Annotated in this window: 16 protein-coding genes; 6 read left to right on the top strand and 10 right to left on the bottom strand. The window is 67.3% G+C overall.

The annotated features are described in order from the left end of the window. A partial coding sequence (locus tag G3N92_RS20230; RefSeq protein WP_206129355.1) for an outer membrane protein assembly factor BamE occupies positions 1–481 on the bottom strand: 481 nt, incomplete at its 3' end. Positions 482–627: 146 nt separating this feature from the next. On the opposite strand from G3N92_RS20230, the gene fur reads away from it, so the two are divergent. Further along, positions 628–1056 (top strand): ferric iron uptake transcriptional regulator, encoded by a 429-nt coding sequence (fur, locus tag G3N92_RS20225; protein WP_206129354.1) that lies wholly within the window; start codon positions 628–630, stop codon positions 1054–1056. A 135-nt stretch (positions 1057–1191) separates the two neighbouring features. On the opposite strand, the gene G3N92_RS20220 is transcribed toward fur, so the two are convergent. The 3 genes from G3N92_RS20220 to G3N92_RS20210 form a co-directional block, all read right to left on the bottom strand. Further along, positions 1192–1707 carry an ureidoglycolate lyase gene (locus tag G3N92_RS20220; protein ID WP_206129353.1) on the bottom strand — a complete coding sequence of 172 codons (516 nt, stop codon included), beginning with the start codon at positions 1705–1707 and terminating at the stop codon, positions 1192–1194. 13 nt (positions 1708–1720) lie between these two features. Next, positions 1721–2731 carry an allantoicase gene (gene alc / locus G3N92_RS20215; RefSeq protein ID WP_206129352.1) on the bottom strand — a complete coding sequence of 337 codons (1011 nt, stop codon included), beginning with the start codon at positions 2729–2731 and terminating at the stop codon, positions 1721–1723. 62 nt (positions 2732–2793) lie between these two features. Then, positions 2794–4125 (bottom strand): C4-dicarboxylate transporter DctA, encoded by a 1332-nt coding sequence (locus G3N92_RS20210; protein WP_206129351.1) that lies wholly within the window; start codon positions 4123–4125, stop codon positions 2794–2796. 205 nt (positions 4126–4330) lie between these two features. On the opposite strand from G3N92_RS20210, the gene G3N92_RS20205 reads away from it, so the two are divergent. Continuing rightward, positions 4331–5023 carry an FCD domain-containing protein gene (locus tag G3N92_RS20205; protein ID WP_206129350.1) on the top strand — a complete coding sequence of 231 codons (693 nt, stop codon included), beginning with the start codon at positions 4331–4333 and terminating at the stop codon, positions 5021–5023. A 112-nt stretch (positions 5024–5135) separates the two neighbouring features. Here G3N92_RS20205 and gap read toward each other — a convergent pair whose 3' ends face one another. Further along, positions 5136–6146 (bottom strand): type I glyceraldehyde-3-phosphate dehydrogenase, encoded by a 1011-nt coding sequence (gene gap, locus G3N92_RS20200; protein WP_206129349.1) that lies wholly within the window; start codon positions 6144–6146, stop codon positions 5136–5138. A 98-nt stretch (positions 6147–6244) separates the two neighbouring features. Further along, positions 6245–8266: a transketolase gene (gene tkt, locus G3N92_RS20195; protein ID WP_206129348.1), complete on the bottom strand. Its 2022-nt coding sequence runs from the start codon at positions 8264–8266 to the stop codon at positions 6245–6247. Positions 8267–8719: 453 nt separating this feature from the next. Here tkt and speE point away from each other — a divergent pair, with 453 nt between their 5' ends. The 3 genes from speE to G3N92_RS20180 are packed head-to-tail and all read left to right on the top strand — an operon-like array spanning position 8720 to position 10791. Further along, positions 8720–9577, top strand: a complete 858-nt coding sequence (gene speE, locus G3N92_RS20190) for a polyamine aminopropyltransferase (protein WP_206129347.1) — start codon at positions 8720–8722, stop codon at positions 9575–9577. A 39-nt stretch (positions 9578–9616) separates the two neighbouring features. Continuing rightward, on the top strand, positions 9617–10033 hold the full coding sequence (locus tag G3N92_RS20185) for a glyoxalase/bleomycin resistance/extradiol dioxygenase family protein (protein WP_206129346.1): 417 nt from the start codon (positions 9617–9619) through the stop codon (positions 10031–10033). After that, a complete protein-coding gene (locus G3N92_RS20180; protein WP_206129345.1) occupies positions 10030–10791 on the top strand; it encodes a 16S rRNA (uracil(1498)-N(3))-methyltransferase in 762 nt (253 codons plus the stop codon). Before G3N92_RS20185 ends, G3N92_RS20180 begins: the two co-directional genes overlap by 4 nt. A 27-nt stretch (positions 10792–10818) precedes the next feature. On the opposite strand, the gene G3N92_RS20175 is transcribed toward G3N92_RS20180, so the two are convergent. The 4 genes from G3N92_RS20175 to G3N92_RS20160 all read right to left on the bottom strand — a co-directional run bounded on the left by G3N92_RS20175 (position 10819) and on the right by G3N92_RS20160 (position 15490). Beyond that, complete coding sequence (locus G3N92_RS20175) at positions 10819–11550, bottom strand: hypothetical protein (protein ID WP_206129344.1); 732 nt, start codon at positions 11548–11550, stop codon at positions 10819–10821. A 160-nt stretch (positions 11551–11710) separates the two neighbouring features. Further along, positions 11711–12277, bottom strand: a complete 567-nt coding sequence (locus G3N92_RS20170) for a barstar family protein (protein WP_206129343.1) — start codon at positions 12275–12277, stop codon at positions 11711–11713. A gap of 16 nt (positions 12278–12293) precedes the next feature. Next, entirely contained in the window at positions 12294–12725 is a 432-nt protein-coding gene (locus G3N92_RS20165; RefSeq protein ID WP_206129342.1) for a ribonuclease, read from the bottom strand. A 464-nt stretch (positions 12726–13189) separates the two neighbouring features. Then, positions 13190–15490 (bottom strand): NADP-dependent malic enzyme, encoded by a 2301-nt coding sequence (locus tag G3N92_RS20160; protein WP_206129341.1) that lies wholly within the window; start codon positions 15488–15490, stop codon positions 13190–13192. 171 nt (positions 15491–15661) lie between these two features. Here G3N92_RS20160 and G3N92_RS20155 point away from each other — a divergent pair. Then, on the top strand, positions 15662–16131 hold a 470-nt coding region (locus tag G3N92_RS20155; protein WP_339385785.1), incomplete at its 3' end, for an AIR synthase related protein.

Below are 16131 nucleotides of genomic sequence, written 5' to 3'. Positions count from 1 at the left end.
CAGCGGCGGCCGGCGCCGACGCGGCAGCGGCCGAAGCGGCTGCCGCGCGGGCGGCTTCCGCGGCCTTCGCCCGCTTCTTGCTCAGGCGATCGCCATCGATGTCGGCCAGCAGATCGAGCTCGGACGGCAGATTCTCGCCACCCGACCAGCTCGCGACGCGGTCGCCCTGGAAATTCACGATGAGGTCACGCTGCTGAACGACCGAGGTCGAGCCGCGCTTGAAGTAGAACAGGTAATCCCAGCGATCCGCGTGGAACAGGTCGGCCAGCAGCGGCGTGCCGAGCAGCGCGCGGACTTGGTCGCGCGACATGCCGACCTGCAGTTGCGAAGCCTTTTCCTCGGAAACGAAGTTCCCCTGGACAACCGTGATGCGGTAAGGCGTGATGCTCTGCGCGATTCGTTGCGTGACGCTGTCATAAGACGAACAGCCTGCCAACGTGACGACGGCGACAGCGACGGCAGCAGTAATGGCACTCCGCATGCGGGTCCTCTGAAGTTGCGAACGGGATACGGGAAACTTGTCCACCTGCCAGCCCGGACCGGTCGACGACGCGGTTCACAGGTGACTGACAGGGCGAAAAGCCGGTACTATTGGAACCCTGCATTGTACTCTAGGGACGCCTAGCCATGACCAATCCGACCGAGCTGAAAAATATCGGGCTCAAGGCCACCCTACCGCGCCTCAAGATTCTCGAAATCTTCCAGCAAAGCGAAGTGCGCCATCTGACCGCCGAAGATGTCTACCGCAACCTGCTGCACGAGCAGCTCGACATCGGCCTGGCCACCGTTTACCGCGTGCTGACGCAGTTCGAACAGGCCGGCCTGCTGTCGCGCAGCAACTTCGAATCGGGCAAGGCGGTGTTCGAGCTGAACGAAGGTTCGCACCACGATCACCTGGTCTGCCTCGATTGCGGCCGCGTCGAGGAATTCTTCGACGCCGAAATCGAAAGCCGTCAGCAAGCCATCGCGAAGGCCCGCGGCTTCAAGCTGCAGGAGCATTCGCTGGCGATGTACGGTGCCTGCACCACGGAAGATTGCCCGCACCGCAAGCACTGAGCGCGGCGCGTCACATCAGCAAGCGATTCGGCCTGGCGGGCGCAAGCCCGGCCGGGCCGAATCGTTTTCGCACCGGAAACGCCGCATTCCACATTCCTCAGTCGAATGCAGCATGCGGCAAATCGCCTCACATCATCACGGCGCCAGCAGCACGCGCGGCCGCTCGAGCGCGAGCTCGTCGCAGTTGTGCTCGCCGTTGCCGCCGCGATCGACCACCACGAAATCGCTGACCGCATCGAGCGCGAGCAGCGGGTGGTGCCACACGCCCTTCGCGTAATTGACGCCTCGCCAGCCCTCGACGAGAAACGCGCGCAGCTTCGACGGATCGAGTTCGCCGGCCGGCGCGACCACCACCACGTAGCGCCCCGCGGTCGACAGCGGCACGAACGCCTGACTGCCGAGCGGATGGCGCTCCATCATCGCGATCGCGATCGGCCAGGCATGCGGCTGACCGCGAAACAGGTTGACGAGCGGCCGCCCGCCCGCCGTGCCGACGTCGACCGTCGCCAGATCGTGGAAGCGCTCGGTGGTGCCGCCGTTGATCGGAAAGTGCCGCGCGCCGTCGAGTTCGATCACGTCGCCGAACGGCGCGAACGCCTCGCGCGTGAGCGGCTCGAGGTGCAGCGGCAGCGGTGCCAGGGGCGCATTCATGATGGCTCTCCGTTCAGGCCAGCTCGCCCCAGAGGCGCAGGCGCGACACGCCGCCGTCCGGGAAGATGTTGAAGCGCACGTGGGTGACCGGGCCGAGCGCGGCCAGCCCGTTCTCGAACACGTGGACGTGATCCATCGACAGCGGCTGCTCGCCGAGCAGCTCCGGCCAGAACATCGCCTGCGTGACCAGCGAATCGTCGGTGCCGCCCGCCACGCGCGCGGCCTGCAGCGAGCAGCGATCCGGGAAATTGCCCTTGAAGTGCGCGGTATCGACCTCGATGCGGCGGATGATGCCCGGCCGCGCCAGCGCGACGATCGCCCAGTCGTTGCCCGGCTCGCGGCGGCGCCGCGTTTCCCAGCCGTCGCCCATGTTGACGCCGCGCCCCGGCATCAGCATCTGCGACGCCGCGCCGAAGTGCTGGTTGTTCGCGGCCACCAGATACGCGCCGTTCTCGGTGGCGGCCAGATCCACCAACTCGCCGGCCGCCGCGCGGCGCCAGTCGCGCTGCGGCTGGCCGTACACGCGCAGGCGCGCCAGCCCGCCGTCCGGATAGAGATTGACGCGCAGGTGGGTGACGGTGCGCGCGGCGTCCACCGCGACGTAATGATGGCGGTTGCCCTGCAGCGTCATGGCCGGCACCAGCGGTTGCCAGTCGGCGTGCTCGGGCGGCAGTTCGCCGTCGGCGCTGCAGGCCTCGATCGACGCGGCCGGCGGAAAGTTGCCGGTGAAATGGCTCGTGTCGAGATCGACGCCGTGCACCACGCCGGGCCGCGCCAGCTTCACGATGCACCAGTCGTGGCCGGCGGTGCGCTTGCGGCGCGTCTCCCAGCCGTCCATCCACTTGCCGTGATCGTCGTACTTGCCGGGGATGAACACGGCCGGTTCCGGGTCAAGCATGCGTTCCTTGGGCGCGAAGAATTCGTCGCTGGCGACCAGCGCCTTCGCGCCGAGCCGCGGATCGGCGAGATTCATGTAGCGGCGCGTGAAGGCCGGTGCGTCTGGATCGAGGATCGGTGCAGCCATGATGTCTCCTGTCGGGGAACGGGCCCGGCGTCGCACGCCGGGCCGGGAAAGGGAATGAGGTATCAGTGCGAATGGGCGTGGCGGCCGCCCGCCACGACATCGCCGGCATCGGCCGCTTCGTCGCCGGCCGGCACGTACTGCAGCTCGCGGTTCAGCACGCGGCGCGCGCGGGCGGTATCGATGTCGTGCTCCCACACGGCCACCACCACCGTCGCCACGCAGTTGCCGATCAGATTGGTGACGGCGCGCGCGATGCCGACGAACCAGTCCACCGGCAGGATCAGCACGAGGCCGAGCACGGGGATCGCCGGAATCGCCGACAGCGTCGCGGCCAGAATCACGATCGCCGAGCCGGGAATGCCGTGCGCGCCCTTCGAGGTGATCAGCGACACCAGCAGCACCACGATCAGATCGTGCGCCGACAGCGGCGTGTTGGTGGCCTGCGCGATGAACAGCACGGCGAGCGTCAGGTAGATCGAGAAGCCGTCGAGGTTGAACGAGTAGCCGGTCGGGATCACGAGGCCCACCGTCGAATCCTTGACGCCCATGAATTCGAGCTTGCGCATGACCTGCGGCAGCACGGCGTCCGACGAGGCGGTGCCGAGCACGATGGTCAGTTCCTCGCGCAGGTAGCGGATCAGCTTGAACACGCTGAAGCCGGCCAGCCGCATCACCACGCCGAGCACCACCGCGACGAACAGCGCGCAGCTCACGTAGAACACCGCCACCAGCAGCCCGAGCTGCTGCAGCGAAGCCACGCCGTACTTGCCGGTGGTGAACGCGATCGCGCCGAGCACGCCGAGCGGCGCGAGCTTGATGATGAAACCCATCACGCGGAAGCACACCTGCGAGAACTCGTCGATCAGGCCGTTCAACCGGCTGGCGCGCTCGCCGAGCAGCGACAGCGCCGAGCCGAACAGCACCGCGAACACCAGGATCTGCAGGATGTCGCCCTTCGCGAACGCGTCGAACGCCGTGTCGGGGATGATCTTCATCAAGTAGCCGGCCGTGTCCTTCAGGCTCTGCGCGTTCTTCGCGTATTCGGCCAGCGAGGCCGGATCGAGCGAGCGCAGATCGACGTTCATGCCCGCGCCGGGGCGCGTCACCACGGCCAGCACCAGCCCGATGCCGAGCGCCAGCGTGGTCATCAGCTCGAAATAGACGATCGCCTTCACGCCGACCCGCCCGACCTTCTTCAGATCGCCCGCATTGGCGATGCCGCTGACCACCACGCAGAACACGATCGGCCCGATCACCATCTTGATCAGTTTGAGGAAGCCGTCGCCGAGCGGCCGCAGCGACTGCGCCATATGCGGAAACGCCGCGCCGAGCGCGACGCCGATCACGAGCGCGATCACCACGCGTCCGAACAGGGAATTCAGGAATCTCGACATCGCACCTCCCGTCACCACGGTTGTTGTGAACCAACTGTTCATACTGGTCATACCAGTGAAGTTATGACGGAGTGTAGGAAGCCGATATAGTCGCGTCAACCGTGTCAAAAACAGGGATTACCCGATCGCCAACGGGCGTTCGGGCGGTGCGGCGCGCGCAGTCCGGGCGGATTACAATGCCGGTCTGACCGGCCCCCGTGTAGTCATGAAGAACGTTCCCCATACCGTTACCGACGCCGCCGTGGCGACGATCCAGGCGCGCATCGAAACCGGCGCCTACCCCGTCGGCAGCCTGCTGCCGGCGCAGCGCCAGCTTTCCGAGGAACTGGAGATCAGCCGCGCCTCGCTGCGCGAAGCGCTGTCCACGCTCGAGGCGCTGGGCATGCTGACGATCCGGCCCGGCAAGGGCGTCTATGTCGAGCGCGCGCAGGCGGCCGCCGGTCATCCGTGGCGCTTTGCGGCGCAATCGTCGCCGCCCGATACTTACCAGATGCGCTATGCGCTGGAAGGCTTCGCGGCGCGCATGGCGGCGCTGGCGGTGAGCGACGCGGATCTCGCCTGGTTCGAGGACAACCTCGCCGCGCTGCACGTGGCGCTGACCGAAAACGCGCTCGACGACGCCGCGCAGCTCGATTTCGACTTCCACATGCGGATCCTCGGGCTGGCCGGCAACGCCGCGATCGAATCGGTGCTGCGCAACAGCGCCGACATCATGAAGGAAAGCCAGCGCATGCCGTTCTACCGGCGCGAGCTGATGCTGTCGACCTGGCACGAGCACCGCGCGATCCTCGACGCGCTGATCGCCCGCGATTCGGCCGCCGCGGGCCGCGCGATCGAAACGCACATCGAAAGCGCCGCGCAACGCGCCGGCGTGTTCTTCCCGACGCCGCGCGGCTGACCGCCGCCGTTCGAAACGCCAAAACAAAACCGCCGCCGCGCACGAAGCGCGACGGCGGTTTTTTGTTCCTGCCGCCAGCCCGGAGCGAACCGGGCCGGCAACCGGAGCCTGCTTACTTGGCGTTCGCGAAGGCCACGGCCGTGTCCAGCATGCGGTTCGAGAAGCCCCACTCGTTGTCGTACCAGCTCGACACCTTCACGAGACGGCCCGACACCTTCGTCAGCGTCGCGTCGAACGACGACGAAGCCGGGTTGTGGTTGAAGTCGACCGACACCAGCGGCGCTTCGTTGTAGGCCAGGATGCCCTTCAGCGCGCCTTCCGATGCTTCCTTCATGATCGCGTTGACTTCCTCGACCGTCGTGTCGCGCTTGGCGATGAACGACAGGTCGACGATCGACACGTTGATGGTCGGGACGCGGATCGCGTAGCCGTCGAGCTTGCCGTTCAGTTCCGGCAGCACCAGGCCGACGGCCGAGGCAGCGCCCGTCTTGGTCGGGATCTGGCTGTGCGTGGCCGAACGCGCGCGGCGCAGGTCTTCGTGATAGACGTCGGTCAGCACCTGGTCGTTCGTGTAGGCGTGGATCGTCGTCATCAGGCCGTTTTCGAGGCCGATCTTGTCGTTCAGCGGCTTGACCAGCGGGGCCAGGCAGTTGGTCGTGCACGATGCGTTCGAGATCACGGTGTGCTCGGCCTTCAGCACGTCGTGGTTCACGCCGTAGACGATCGTCGCGTCGACGTCCTTGCCGCCCGGCGCCGAGATGATGACCTTCTTCGCGCCGCCTTTCAGGTGGGCGCTGGCCTTTTCCTTCGTGGTGAAGAAGCCCGTGCACTCGAACACGACGTCGACGTTCAGCTCGCCCCACGGCAGTTCGGCCGGGTTGCGGTTGGCCAGCACGCGGATGCGGTCGCCGTTGACGATCAGGTAATCGCCGTCCACCGACACTTCGCCCGGGAAGCGGCCGTGCGCCGTGTCGTATTGCGTCAGGTGAGCGTTGGTCTTGGCATCGCCGAGGTCGTTGATGGCAACGATCTCGATGTCGTGCTTCTTGCCGTTTTCATAGAAAGCGCGCAGCGTGTTGCGGCCGATACGGCCGTAGCCGTTGATTGCGACGCGAATCGTCATGGTCTATCTCCTGATGGCTGAAAAAATTCGATACGTGCAGCTTCACGACGGCGCCGGCCTGGCCTGGGGAAGCCGGCCGGCGCCTGAATATTCGATGCTCAGGCGAGCACGCGCTTGGACGTCTCGACGATGTTCTCGACGGTGAAGCCGAAGTACTTGAACAGCACGCCGGCCGGGGCCGATTCGCCGAACGAATCGATACCGACCACGCCGCCTTCGAGCCCGACGTACTTGCGCCAGAAATCGGTCACGCCCGCTTCGATCGCCACGCGGCGCACGCCGGCCGGCAGCACGCGCTCGCGGTACTCGGCGTCCTGGCGGTCGAACACGGTGGTGGCCGGCATCGACACGACGCGCGCCGCGATGCCCTGCTGCGCCAGCGGCTCGACCGCCTTCATGGCCAGTTCCACTTCCGAGCCGGTGGCGATCAGGATGATCTTGCGGGCGACGATGTCTTCCTGCCAGTCGCGCAGCACGTAGCCGCCCTTGGCGACGTTGGCGATCTGCGCTTCGCTGCGGGTGTTGAATTGCAGGTTCTGACGGCTGAAGATCAGGCACGACGGACGTTGCGCGGCAACCGATTCGGTCCAGGCCACGGCCGTTTCGACCGTGTCGGCCGGACGCCAGACATCCAGATGCGGGATCAGGCGCAGGCTCGAGACGTGCTCGATCGACTGGTGGGTCGGGCCGTCTTCGCCGAGGCCGATCGAATCGTGCGTGAACACGAAGATCGACGGCGCCTTCATCAGCGCGGCGACGCGCAGCGCGTTGCGGCTGTAATCGGAGAAGGTCAGGAACGTGCCGCCGAACGGCTTGTAGCCGCCGTGCAGGACCAGGCCGTTGATCGCGGCGCTCATGCCGAATTCGCGCACGCCGTAGTTGATGTGGTTGCCCCACTGGATGCCGTGATCGCCGGCGCGCACCGGCTTCGAGGCCTTCCAGTTGGTCAGGTTCGAGCCGGTCAGGTCGGCCGAACCGCCGAGCAGTTCGGGCAGCGCGGCGGCCAGGCCTTCGATGGTTTGCTGCGACGCCTTGCGGGTGGCGACCGTTTCGGCGCGCTCGTTGGCGGCGGCGACGATCGCGGCGGCCTTCTCGGCCCAGTCGGCCGGCAGCTTGTTGGCCGAACGGCGCTCGAATTCGGCGGCTTCGGCCGGGTACTTCGCGCGGTAGGCGTCGAACGCGCCTTGCCATTCGCTTTCGAACTTCGCGCCGGCCTGCTTGCCGTCCCACGCCGCATAGACTTCCTGCGGGATCACGAACGGCTCCCAGTTCCAGCCCAGCGCCGCGCGCGTCTTGGCGATTTCCTCGGCGCCGAGCGCCGCGCCGTGCACGTCGTGGCCGCCGGCCTTGGTGGCCGCGCCCTTGCCGATCACCGTCTTGCAGCAGATCAGCGTGGGCTTGTCCGCTTGCTTGGCCTTCGCGATGGCGGCGTCGACCGCTTCGACGTCATGGCCGTCCACCGCCGGGATCACGTTCCAGCCGTAGGCTTCGAAGCGCTTCGGGGTGTCGTCGTGGAACCAGTGCTCGACGTCGCCGTCGATCGAGATGCCGTTGTCGTCGTACAGCGCGATCAGCTTGTTCAGCTTCAGCGTGCCGGCCAGCGAGCAGGCTTCGTGCGAGATGCCTTCCATCAGGCAGCCGTCGCCCAGGAACACGTAGGTGTGGTGATCGACGATCTTCGCATCGGCCTTGTTGAACTCGGCGGCCAGCAGCGCTTCGCCGAGCGCCATGCCGACCGCGTTCGCCAGACCCTGGCCGAGCGGGCCGGTGGTCGTTTCGACGCCGGCCGTGATGCCGTATTCCGGGTGGCCCGGCGTCTTGGAATGCAGTTGGCGGAAGTTCTTCAGCTCTTCGATCGGCAGAGCGTAGCCGGTCAGGTGCAGCAGCGAGTACAGCAGCATCGAGCCATGGCCGTTCGACAGCACGAAGCGGTCGCGGTCGGCCCAGTGCGGGTTCACCGGGTTGTGGCGCAGGTGGCGCGACCACAGCGCGACGCCGATTTCGGCCATGCCCATCGGCATGCCGGGGTGGCCGGAATTGGCTTGCTGCACGGCATCCATCGCGAGCGCGCGGATCGCGTTGGCCATCAGGGTGGTATTGGCGGGAGACGAGGTCGTCATGTCGAGTCCGGAGAACGAGTCGAGAAAAACGGGGCACGGCATGTCCGGAAGCTCGCGGGCCAGCCGACCCCGGCGCGCGGTGCGGCGCCATCAGGACGCGAAGCGGACGAGCAATCAGACGGGAGGCTGCAAAGCCGGTCATTTTAACAGATGACCCGATTCCCGCCCCGGTGAAAACGGCCTTCGACGCGCATCGGGCGGCGGCGTGCCCGGGGCGCCGGGTTCGGGCGGCTTCGCGGCCGCGCCAGGCACGTCGCGAGGCACGCTTCGGAGCATTCCGGGGTCATATCGGGCAGGCTGATGACCCCGCTTCAGCCGGCCTGGCGAGCGCGTTGCGGCCGGCGCCGCCGGATCGGCCCGCCGGTGCCGCGCCGGCGCACGGCTTCGAGGCGCCATTTGCCGCCCGCCAGTCGCCTCCTATAATTCGCCTCATCCCCGCCCTCGCCGCACATCGTGACCGCCACGCTGTTCTTCCACCCGTCTCCCGACGCGACCTACGGTTTCCCGAACGCGCGCCGGCTCGAGTCGCATGCCTCGCCGCACCAGCGCATCGAGGTCTGGGACACGCCGCAGCTCGGCCGGCTGTTCACGCTCGACGGCCAGCCGATGACCTCGACCGGTGACGAATTCGTCTATCACGAGTGCATGACCCACCCGGCCGCGCTGGCCCATCCGCACCCGCGCCGCGCGCTGGTGCTCGGCGGCGGCGACGGTGGCGCCGCGCGGCAGTTGCTCAAGCATCCGTCGATCGAGCGGATCGTGATCGCCGAACTCGACGCGGCGGTGGTCGCGATGGCGCGCCGCCATCTCGGCGAAGTCCACGGCGGCGCGTTCGACGACTCGCGCGTCGAGCTCGTGATCGGCGACGCGGCGCATTACGTCGAGCACGCGTCCGGGCATTTCGACCTCGTGGTGTTCGACCTGACGCCGCCCGATTCGCCGGCCGCCGGCCTCTACACGCGCGCCTTCCTTGCCCGGCTCAAGCGGCGGCTGACGCCGTGCGCGGCGCTGTCGATGCACCTCGGCGCGCCCGGCTTCCATGCCGAGCGGATCGCCGCGCTGGTGGCGGAACTGCGCGCCAGTTTCGCGGTGGTCGCGCCGCTCGCCGCGCCGGTGCCGCTGTACGGCGGCGAATGGCTGATGGCCGTAGCCAGCGACACGCTGGACGCGGGCGCGCTGTTCGCCCACGACATCGGCGAACGGCTGGCCGCGCGCGGCATCGGCGGCCTGCGCTTCTACGACGCCGAGCTGCATCCGGCGCTATTCACCCTGCGCCGTACGCTGCGCGATACACTCGGCCTACGGCGCTGAATTGGCGCTATCGTCCCCCATCCCGCAGGAGCCTGTTCGATGACCGATCCACGTCCGGCCAACGTGCCGTGGCTGACGCCCTATCTGACCGTTCGCAACGCCCAAGCCTCGATCGCGTTTTATGCCGGCGCGTTCGGGTTCGAAAAGCGTGAATTGATCGACGAAGACGGCGCGATCATGCACGTCGAGATGAGCTACCACGGCCAGTTGATCGTGATGTTCGCGCCCGAGGGCGCATTCGGCTCGACCGCGCGCACGCCGCGCAGCGCGGACGCGATGGCGCCGCAATCGTTCTATCTGTACGTGGACGACGTCGATGCCGTCCACCGCCGCGCGCTCGACGCCGGCGCGAAATCGCTGACCGAGCCGTGCGACCAGTTCTGGGGCGACCGCTTCGCGCAGGTCGAGGATCTCGACGGCTACCGCTGGGCGCTCGCGTGCCGGATCGCGTCATGAGCGGCAGCAGCACGTCGTCGGTGCCGCGTTTCTTCGTCGATGTGCCGCTCGCGGCCGACGCCCACGTCACGCTGCCGGCCGAGGTCGCGCGTCATGTACAGGTGCTGCGGCTCGAAGCCGGCGACGCGCTCACGCTGTTCGACGGCACGGGCGGCCAGCACCGCGCCGAACTGATCGAGGTCGGCAAGCGCACGGCCATCGCGCGCACCGTCGCGTTCGACGCGCGCGAAGTGGAAACGCCTTACCGCGTCACGCTCGCGCAGGGCATCGCCGGCGGCGACAAGATGGATTGGCTGATCGAGAAGGCCGTCGAGCTGGGCGTCGCGGCGGTCGCGCCGCTGTCCACCGCGCGCGGCGTGGTGCGGCTATCGGGCGAGCGCGCCGAGAAGCGCGTCGCGCACTGGCAGGGCGTGGTGCGCGCGTCGTGCGAACAGTGCGGCCGCAACCGGCTGCCAACGGTGGCGAACGTCGCCGATTTCAACGGCTGGCTCTCGGCGCTGCCGGCTGCGGCAAGCGACGAACTGCGGCTGATGCTGTCGCCGCGCGCGAGCATCGCGTTCGACGCGCTGCCGGCCACGGCGCCGGCCGGCGGCGTCACGCTGCTGATCGGACCGGAAGGCGGGCTGTCGCCGGCCGAGGAAGACGCCGCGCGCGAAGCCGGCTTCCAGGCGATCGTGCTCGGCGCGCGCGTGCTGCGCACCGAGACGGCCGGCATGGCGATGCTGGCGGCGCTCGCCGCACGCTGGGGCGGCTGGTAAAGCGTCCGGGCCGGTGGCGCGCCGGGCTCACTGCCCCGTCATCTCGGCCGGAATCCCGATCGCCTCGAGAATCGGCCGCGACACCACGTCGATCATGTCGCCCGCCGCCGGCGCGCGCCAGCCGGTCATGTCGCTGCCCTGCAGTTCGAGCGTGCCCGACACCGGCAGCGCGATCGGCGCCGACGGGATCAGGTCGGCCAGCCGCGACATCCGGTTCACCGCTGCGGCCTCGGCCGCCTTTTCGGTCGTGATCTGCTGACGCGGCAGCGTCACGCGCAAGCGCTCCATGACAGGCGCCAGGTTGGCGACCTCGCACGTATAGCCGACCTTGGCAATCCACTGCTCGTCGTTCGCGGGATCGAGCTCGCGCGTCTCGCCCGTGGTGCGGCAGCGCGAGCGGCCGATCGCGTCCGACACGGCGCTCAGCAGGCGGCGCAACGGTTCGGCCATCGCCTCGCGCCGCGCCTCGGGCATCGTCTCGGTCACGCGCTCGGCCAGTAGCCGCGGATTCTGCGCGCGCAGCGTCGCGTAGGTTTCCAGATCGACCTGCTGCGCGCCGCCGCTGACACCGCGCATCGCGTCGTTGTACTGCTGCCCTTTGGAGAGATCGCCGTTGACGAACAGGCCCAGCAGCCAATCGGTGCTTTGGGTCGGCGAAGGCGGCAAGGGCGACGCGGCATGCGCGGCCATCGCGACGGCGCAGGCCGCCAGACACGGTGCGACGCGGCGAACGGCGCGCAAGGCTCGGATGGCGATCATCGGAATCACATCCTCGAACAGGATTGGACAGGCCCAAAGCATACCGATCCGCCGATCGGCGACGCAAAAAAGCCCGCACAGGGCGGGCTTTCGGCCGACAGGCACGCACGCACCGGACATCGCCGGCGCACGCGACACAGCAAGACGTGACGGCGCTCGCTTACGCGAACGAGTAAAACACGCGGAACGCGATACCGCGCTCGGCCCAGAACTCGGCGGCCTCGCGGAACACGTCCAGCAGCGTCTCGCGGCCTTCCTTGTCGAACTTCTGGGCGATCGGCAACGCCTCGAGCACGATCACGAAACCGGGCTGCTCGCCGGCCTTGCTCACCTGATCGGTCAGGCAGTCGTACAGCGCGTCGTAGTTCTTGCCGAAATGCTTCGGGAACAGGAACGACGTCGCGATCGTCTCGAGCACCTCCTGCTTCGACTGCGCCGTGCCGCAATACGCGAACAGGAAATGCTCGCCGAGACGGGCGGCCTCCTCGGCGAGATCGTGGACACGGAATGCGCGAATCGACTGCACGAGATTGGGTCGCACGGTCGCGAAAAGACTCATAGGCTCCTCGGTCGATGAAAGCTCCGGGCAGACCGCCTGCGATTCCGGCGCACCGCCGCCTTGCGCGGCCTCATGCAATTGCATCACACGCTGGAACAGGTTGCCGTCGCCGGCCGCGAACAGCTCCGCCGCTGCCGACGTATCGTGCGCGTAGGTAATGTCGCTCATGCCGATTATCCCGAAATCATTCAACAATACGTTTAAAACTGGTGTAGTGGTCGTCGCTGTAAAAACAGTTGTCGATCCGGCGCAGCGGGCCGCCGCAGACGATCCGTTTCGCGCCGCGATTGCGCGCGCGGGGCGTCGGCACCGTGTACTCGTGGTAATAGCCGCGCCGCTGCTTCGGCAGGATGCGCTCGAAGTTGCCGAACACGACGCCGTCTTTCGAGTACGGATAAGGGCCGCCTGATGCAATCAGCCCGAGCGTCGCAACAGCCTCGCGCGGCAGGCCGGAAGCCGGCACCGTGCCGAGCGCCGCGCCATCCGGCATCTCCCGTGCTTCGACGGTGGAAATCGCGGAAGGAATCGCGCTGCCCGCCGGCAAGCCGGCCGTACCCAGTGCGATGAGCGCGAAAACGGACGCGAGCGCGCCGTTGCGGTGCCACTTGCGTGCCATGAACCGGGGTTCCCGCTGTTAAATCAACAAGTTGACGACCAGGAAAGGCGTAAGCGTAGCGCTAATGGCGGGCGGAATCAATGCGAGACCGGGAATTGAAAGCCCCATTTGCGGCTATTTGACACATTTAACACCGCATTATATCCAGATCAAGAATTTTTTATCCCAATCAGGATAATATTTCATCGACAGCATCGTGCTGGCGGGCCTTTGCCTCCTCGCCAGCTTCCGGCGGCCCGGCGATGTTGTTGTTCGACCTTGGGTCAGCGCGTCCTGCCATGCCCGACGGCGTGCCTCGCAATGGGGCACGCCGCTTTTCCGTTTCCGATTCGGATCCGATCGACGAAGAACGCAGCAGTAGAAAGACAATCGCCCGGCGTGTGGGCCGGGCGATGCGGGGGCCGCCGTGACGGCCCGGGGTTGCGGCAACTGCCCTCGCGGGCAGCGCGCGCTCGGCGCCCGACTTAACGCGCCGCGTTGACGTCCGCCACCAGCAGCGCCGCCATGTTGACGATCCGGCGCACCGTGGCCGATTCGGTCAGCACGTGTACCGGCTGCGCCGCGCCCAGCAGGATCGGGCCGATCGCGATGTTGTTGCCGGCCGCCGTCTTCAGCATGTTGTAGGCGATGTTGGCCGCATCGATGTTCGGCATCACCAGCAGGTTCGCGTCGCCCTCGAGCGTCGAATCCGGCAGGATTTCCTTGCGCAGCGCGGCGTCGAGCGCCACGTCGCCGTGCATTTCGCCGTCCACTTCGAGGCCCGGCGCGCGTTCGCGCAGGATCTCCAGCGTCTCGCGCATCTTCACGGCCGTCGGCGCGTTGCTGGTGCCGAAGTTCGAATGCGAGAGCAGCGCGACCTTCGGCTCGATGCCGAAGCGGCGCACTTCCTCGGCCGCCATCATCGTGATCTCGGCCAGTTGCTCCGGGGTCGGATCGACGTTGACGTGCGTATCGACGATGAAGATCTGGCGGCCCGGCAGCACCAGGCCGTTCATGGCCGCGTACACGCTGCAGCCCTCGCGCTTGCCGATCACCTGATCGACGAAGTGCAGGTGGCGGTGCGTCGTGCTGATCGTGCCGCAGATCATGCCGTCCGCTTCGCCCTTCTTGACCAGCATCGCGCCGATCAGCGTGGTGCGACGGCGCATTTCGAGCTTGGCGAGCTGATGGCCCATGCCCTTGCGCGACATCATCTGGTAGTACGTCTGCCAGAAATCGCGGTAGCGCTCGTCGTGCTCGGGGTTGACCACCGTGAAATCGACGCCCGCCGTCATGCGCAGGCCGAAGCGCTTGATGCGCGTTTCGAGCACCTGCGGACGGCCGATCAGAATCGGCGTGGCCACCTTTTCGTCGATCAGGATCTGCACGGCGCGCAGCACGCGCTCTTCCTCGCCTTCCGCGAACACCACGCGCTTCTTGCCTTCCGGCGCGCTGCGCGCGAGCTGGAACACCGGCTTCATGGTGTTGCCGCTGTGATAGACGAACTGCTGCAGATGCTGGACGTAGGCGTCCATGTCCTCGATCGGACGCGTCGCCACGCCGCCTTCCATGGCCGCCTTGGCCACGGCCGGCGCGATCTTGACGATCAGGCGCGGATCGAACGGCTTCGGAATCAGGTATTCGGGGCCGAACGAGAGATCTTCGATGCCGTAGGCGGTGGCGACGATGTCGCTCTGTTCCTGCTGCGCGAGGCCGGCGATCGCGTTCACGGCGGCGATTTCCATTTCGCGCGTGATCGTGGTCGCGCCGACGTCGAGCGCGCCGCGGAAGATGAACGGGAAGCAGAGAACGTTGTTGACCTGGTTCGGGTAATCGGTGCGGCCCGTCGCGAGGATCGCGTCCGGACGCACTTCGTGCGCGACTTCCGGCAGGATTTCCGGGTTCGGGTTGGCGAGCGCGAGAATCAGCGGGCGATCGGCCATGCCCTTGACCATATCCTGCTTCAGCACGCCGGCGGCCGACAGGCCGAGGAACACGTCCGCGCCGTCGATCACCTCGGCCAGCGTGCGGGCGTCGGTTTCCTGCGCGAAGCGCTCCTTGTCCGGATCCATCAGCTCGGTGCGGCCCTTGTACACCACGCCGGCCAGATCGGTGACGATGATGTTCTCGAGCGGCAGGCCGATGTCGACCAGCAGGTCCAGGCAGGCCAGCGCCGCCGCGCCCGCGCCCGACGCCACCAGCTTGATCTTCTTGATGTCCTTGCCGACCACCTTCAGGCCGTTCGTGACGGCGGCCGCCACCACGATCGCCGTGCCGTGCTGGTCGTCGTGGAACACCGGGATCTTCATGCGCTTGCGGCATTCGCGCTCGACGATGAAGCAATCCGGCGCCTTGATGTCTTCCAGGTTGATGCCGCCGAACGTGGGTTCGAGCGCGGCGATCACGTCCACCAGCTTGTGCGGATCGGATTCGTTCAGCTCGATGTCGAACACGTCGATGCCCGCGAACTTCTTGAACAGCGCCGCCTTGCCTTCCATCACGGGCTTCGAGGCGAGCGGGCCGATGTTGCCGAGGCCGAGCACCGCGGTGCCGTTGGTGACGACGCCCACCAGGTTGCTGCGCGACGTGAAGCGCGCGGCGTTCAGCGGGTTCTCGACGATCTCCTCGCAGGCGAACGCGACGCCCGGCGAATACGCCAGCGCGAGATCACGCTGATTGATCATCTGCTTCGTCGGCTGGACGGCGATTTTGCCCGGCGTCGGAAATTCGTGGTAATCGAGGGCGGCTGCGCGGAGATCGGCTTTCGAGGAGGGCTTGGTGGACATGGGAGCAGAAAGAAGGGCGGAATTAGAATATCTGTTCGAGTCGCATTGTAGCGCCAATCCCCGCGACGCAATTTGTCGCGCCGGGTACAACAGCCCTGACCGGAATGCACGTAACGGGGCCGCGCCGCCTTACAATGGCCGCCCTTCGTCTGCTCGCCGGAACCGCCTGCCGTGGCCGCCTCTGCCCTGTCCGAATTCTCGTTGATCGATCGCTATTTCGCGCGCCGCGCGCGGCGGCCCGGCGCGCGCGCCGTGCTCGGCATCGGCGACGACTGCGCGCTGCTCGCGCCCCATCCGGACACGATGATGGCGATTTCGACGGACATGCTGGTCGAAGGCCGCCATTTCTTCCCCGACGTGCCGCCGCGCGCGCTCGGCCACAAGACGCTGGCCGTCAATCTGTCGGACCTCGCCGCGATGGGCGCGCAGCCGCGCGCGTTCACGCTGGCGTTCGCGCTGCCGCGCGCCGACGCCGCTTGGCTCGATGCGTTCTCCGACGGCCTGTTCGAGATCGCCGACCGCCACGGCTGCGAGCTGGTGGGGGGCGACACCACGAGCGGCCCGCTGAACCTGTGTGTGACCGTGTTCGGCGATGTCGCGCCCGACCGCGCGCTGCGGCGCGACGCCGCGCGCGACGGCGA

Source organism: Burkholderia sp. Ac-20379, from assembly GCF_017104645.1.
GTDB lineage: Bacteria > Pseudomonadota > Gammaproteobacteria > Burkholderiales > Burkholderiaceae > Burkholderia.
The sequence above is the reverse complement of the archived record's forward strand: the minus strand, read 5'-3'. Positions and strand labels throughout refer to the sequence as shown.

Excerpts from the sequence above, each read along its gene's own strand:
- fur (WP_206129354.1), top strand. The coding sequence starts at position 628 with ATGACCAATCCGACCGAGCTGAAAAATATCGGGCTCAAGGCCACCCTA.
- G3N92_RS20220 (WP_206129353.1), bottom strand. The coding sequence starts at position 1,707 with ATGAATGCGCCCCTGGCACCGCTGCCGCTGCACCTCGAGCCGCTCACG.
- alc (WP_206129352.1), bottom strand. The coding sequence starts at position 2,731 with ATGGCTGCACCGATCCTCGATCCAGACGCACCGGCCTTCACGCGCCGC.
- G3N92_RS20210 (WP_206129351.1), bottom strand. The coding sequence starts at position 4,125 with ATGTCGAGATTCCTGAATTCCCTGTTCGGACGCGTGGTGATCGCGCTC.
- G3N92_RS20205 (WP_206129350.1), top strand. The coding sequence starts at position 4,331 with ATGAAGAACGTTCCCCATACCGTTACCGACGCCGCCGTGGCGACGATC.
- gap (WP_206129349.1), bottom strand. The coding sequence starts at position 6,146 with ATGACGATTCGCGTCGCAATCAACGGCTACGGCCGTATCGGCCGCAAC.
- tkt (WP_206129348.1), bottom strand. The coding sequence starts at position 8,266 with ATGACGACCTCGTCTCCCGCCAATACCACCCTGATGGCCAACGCGATC.
- G3N92_RS20185 (WP_206129346.1), top strand. The coding sequence starts at position 9,617 with ATGACCGATCCACGTCCGGCCAACGTGCCGTGGCTGACGCCCTATCTG.
- G3N92_RS20180 (WP_206129345.1), top strand. The coding sequence starts at position 10,030 with ATGAGCGGCAGCAGCACGTCGTCGGTGCCGCGTTTCTTCGTCGATGTG.
- G3N92_RS20175 (WP_206129344.1), bottom strand. The coding sequence starts at position 11,550 with ATGATCGCCATCCGAGCCTTGCGCGCCGTTCGCCGCGTCGCACCGTGT.
- G3N92_RS20170 (WP_206129343.1), bottom strand. The coding sequence starts at position 12,277 with ATGAGCGACATTACCTACGCGCACGATACGTCGGCAGCGGCGGAGCTG.
- G3N92_RS20165 (WP_206129342.1), bottom strand. The coding sequence starts at position 12,725 with ATGGCACGCAAGTGGCACCGCAACGGCGCGCTCGCGTCCGTTTTCGCG.
- G3N92_RS20160 (WP_206129341.1), bottom strand. The coding sequence starts at position 15,490 with ATGTCCACCAAGCCCTCCTCGAAAGCCGATCTCCGCGCAGCCGCCCTC.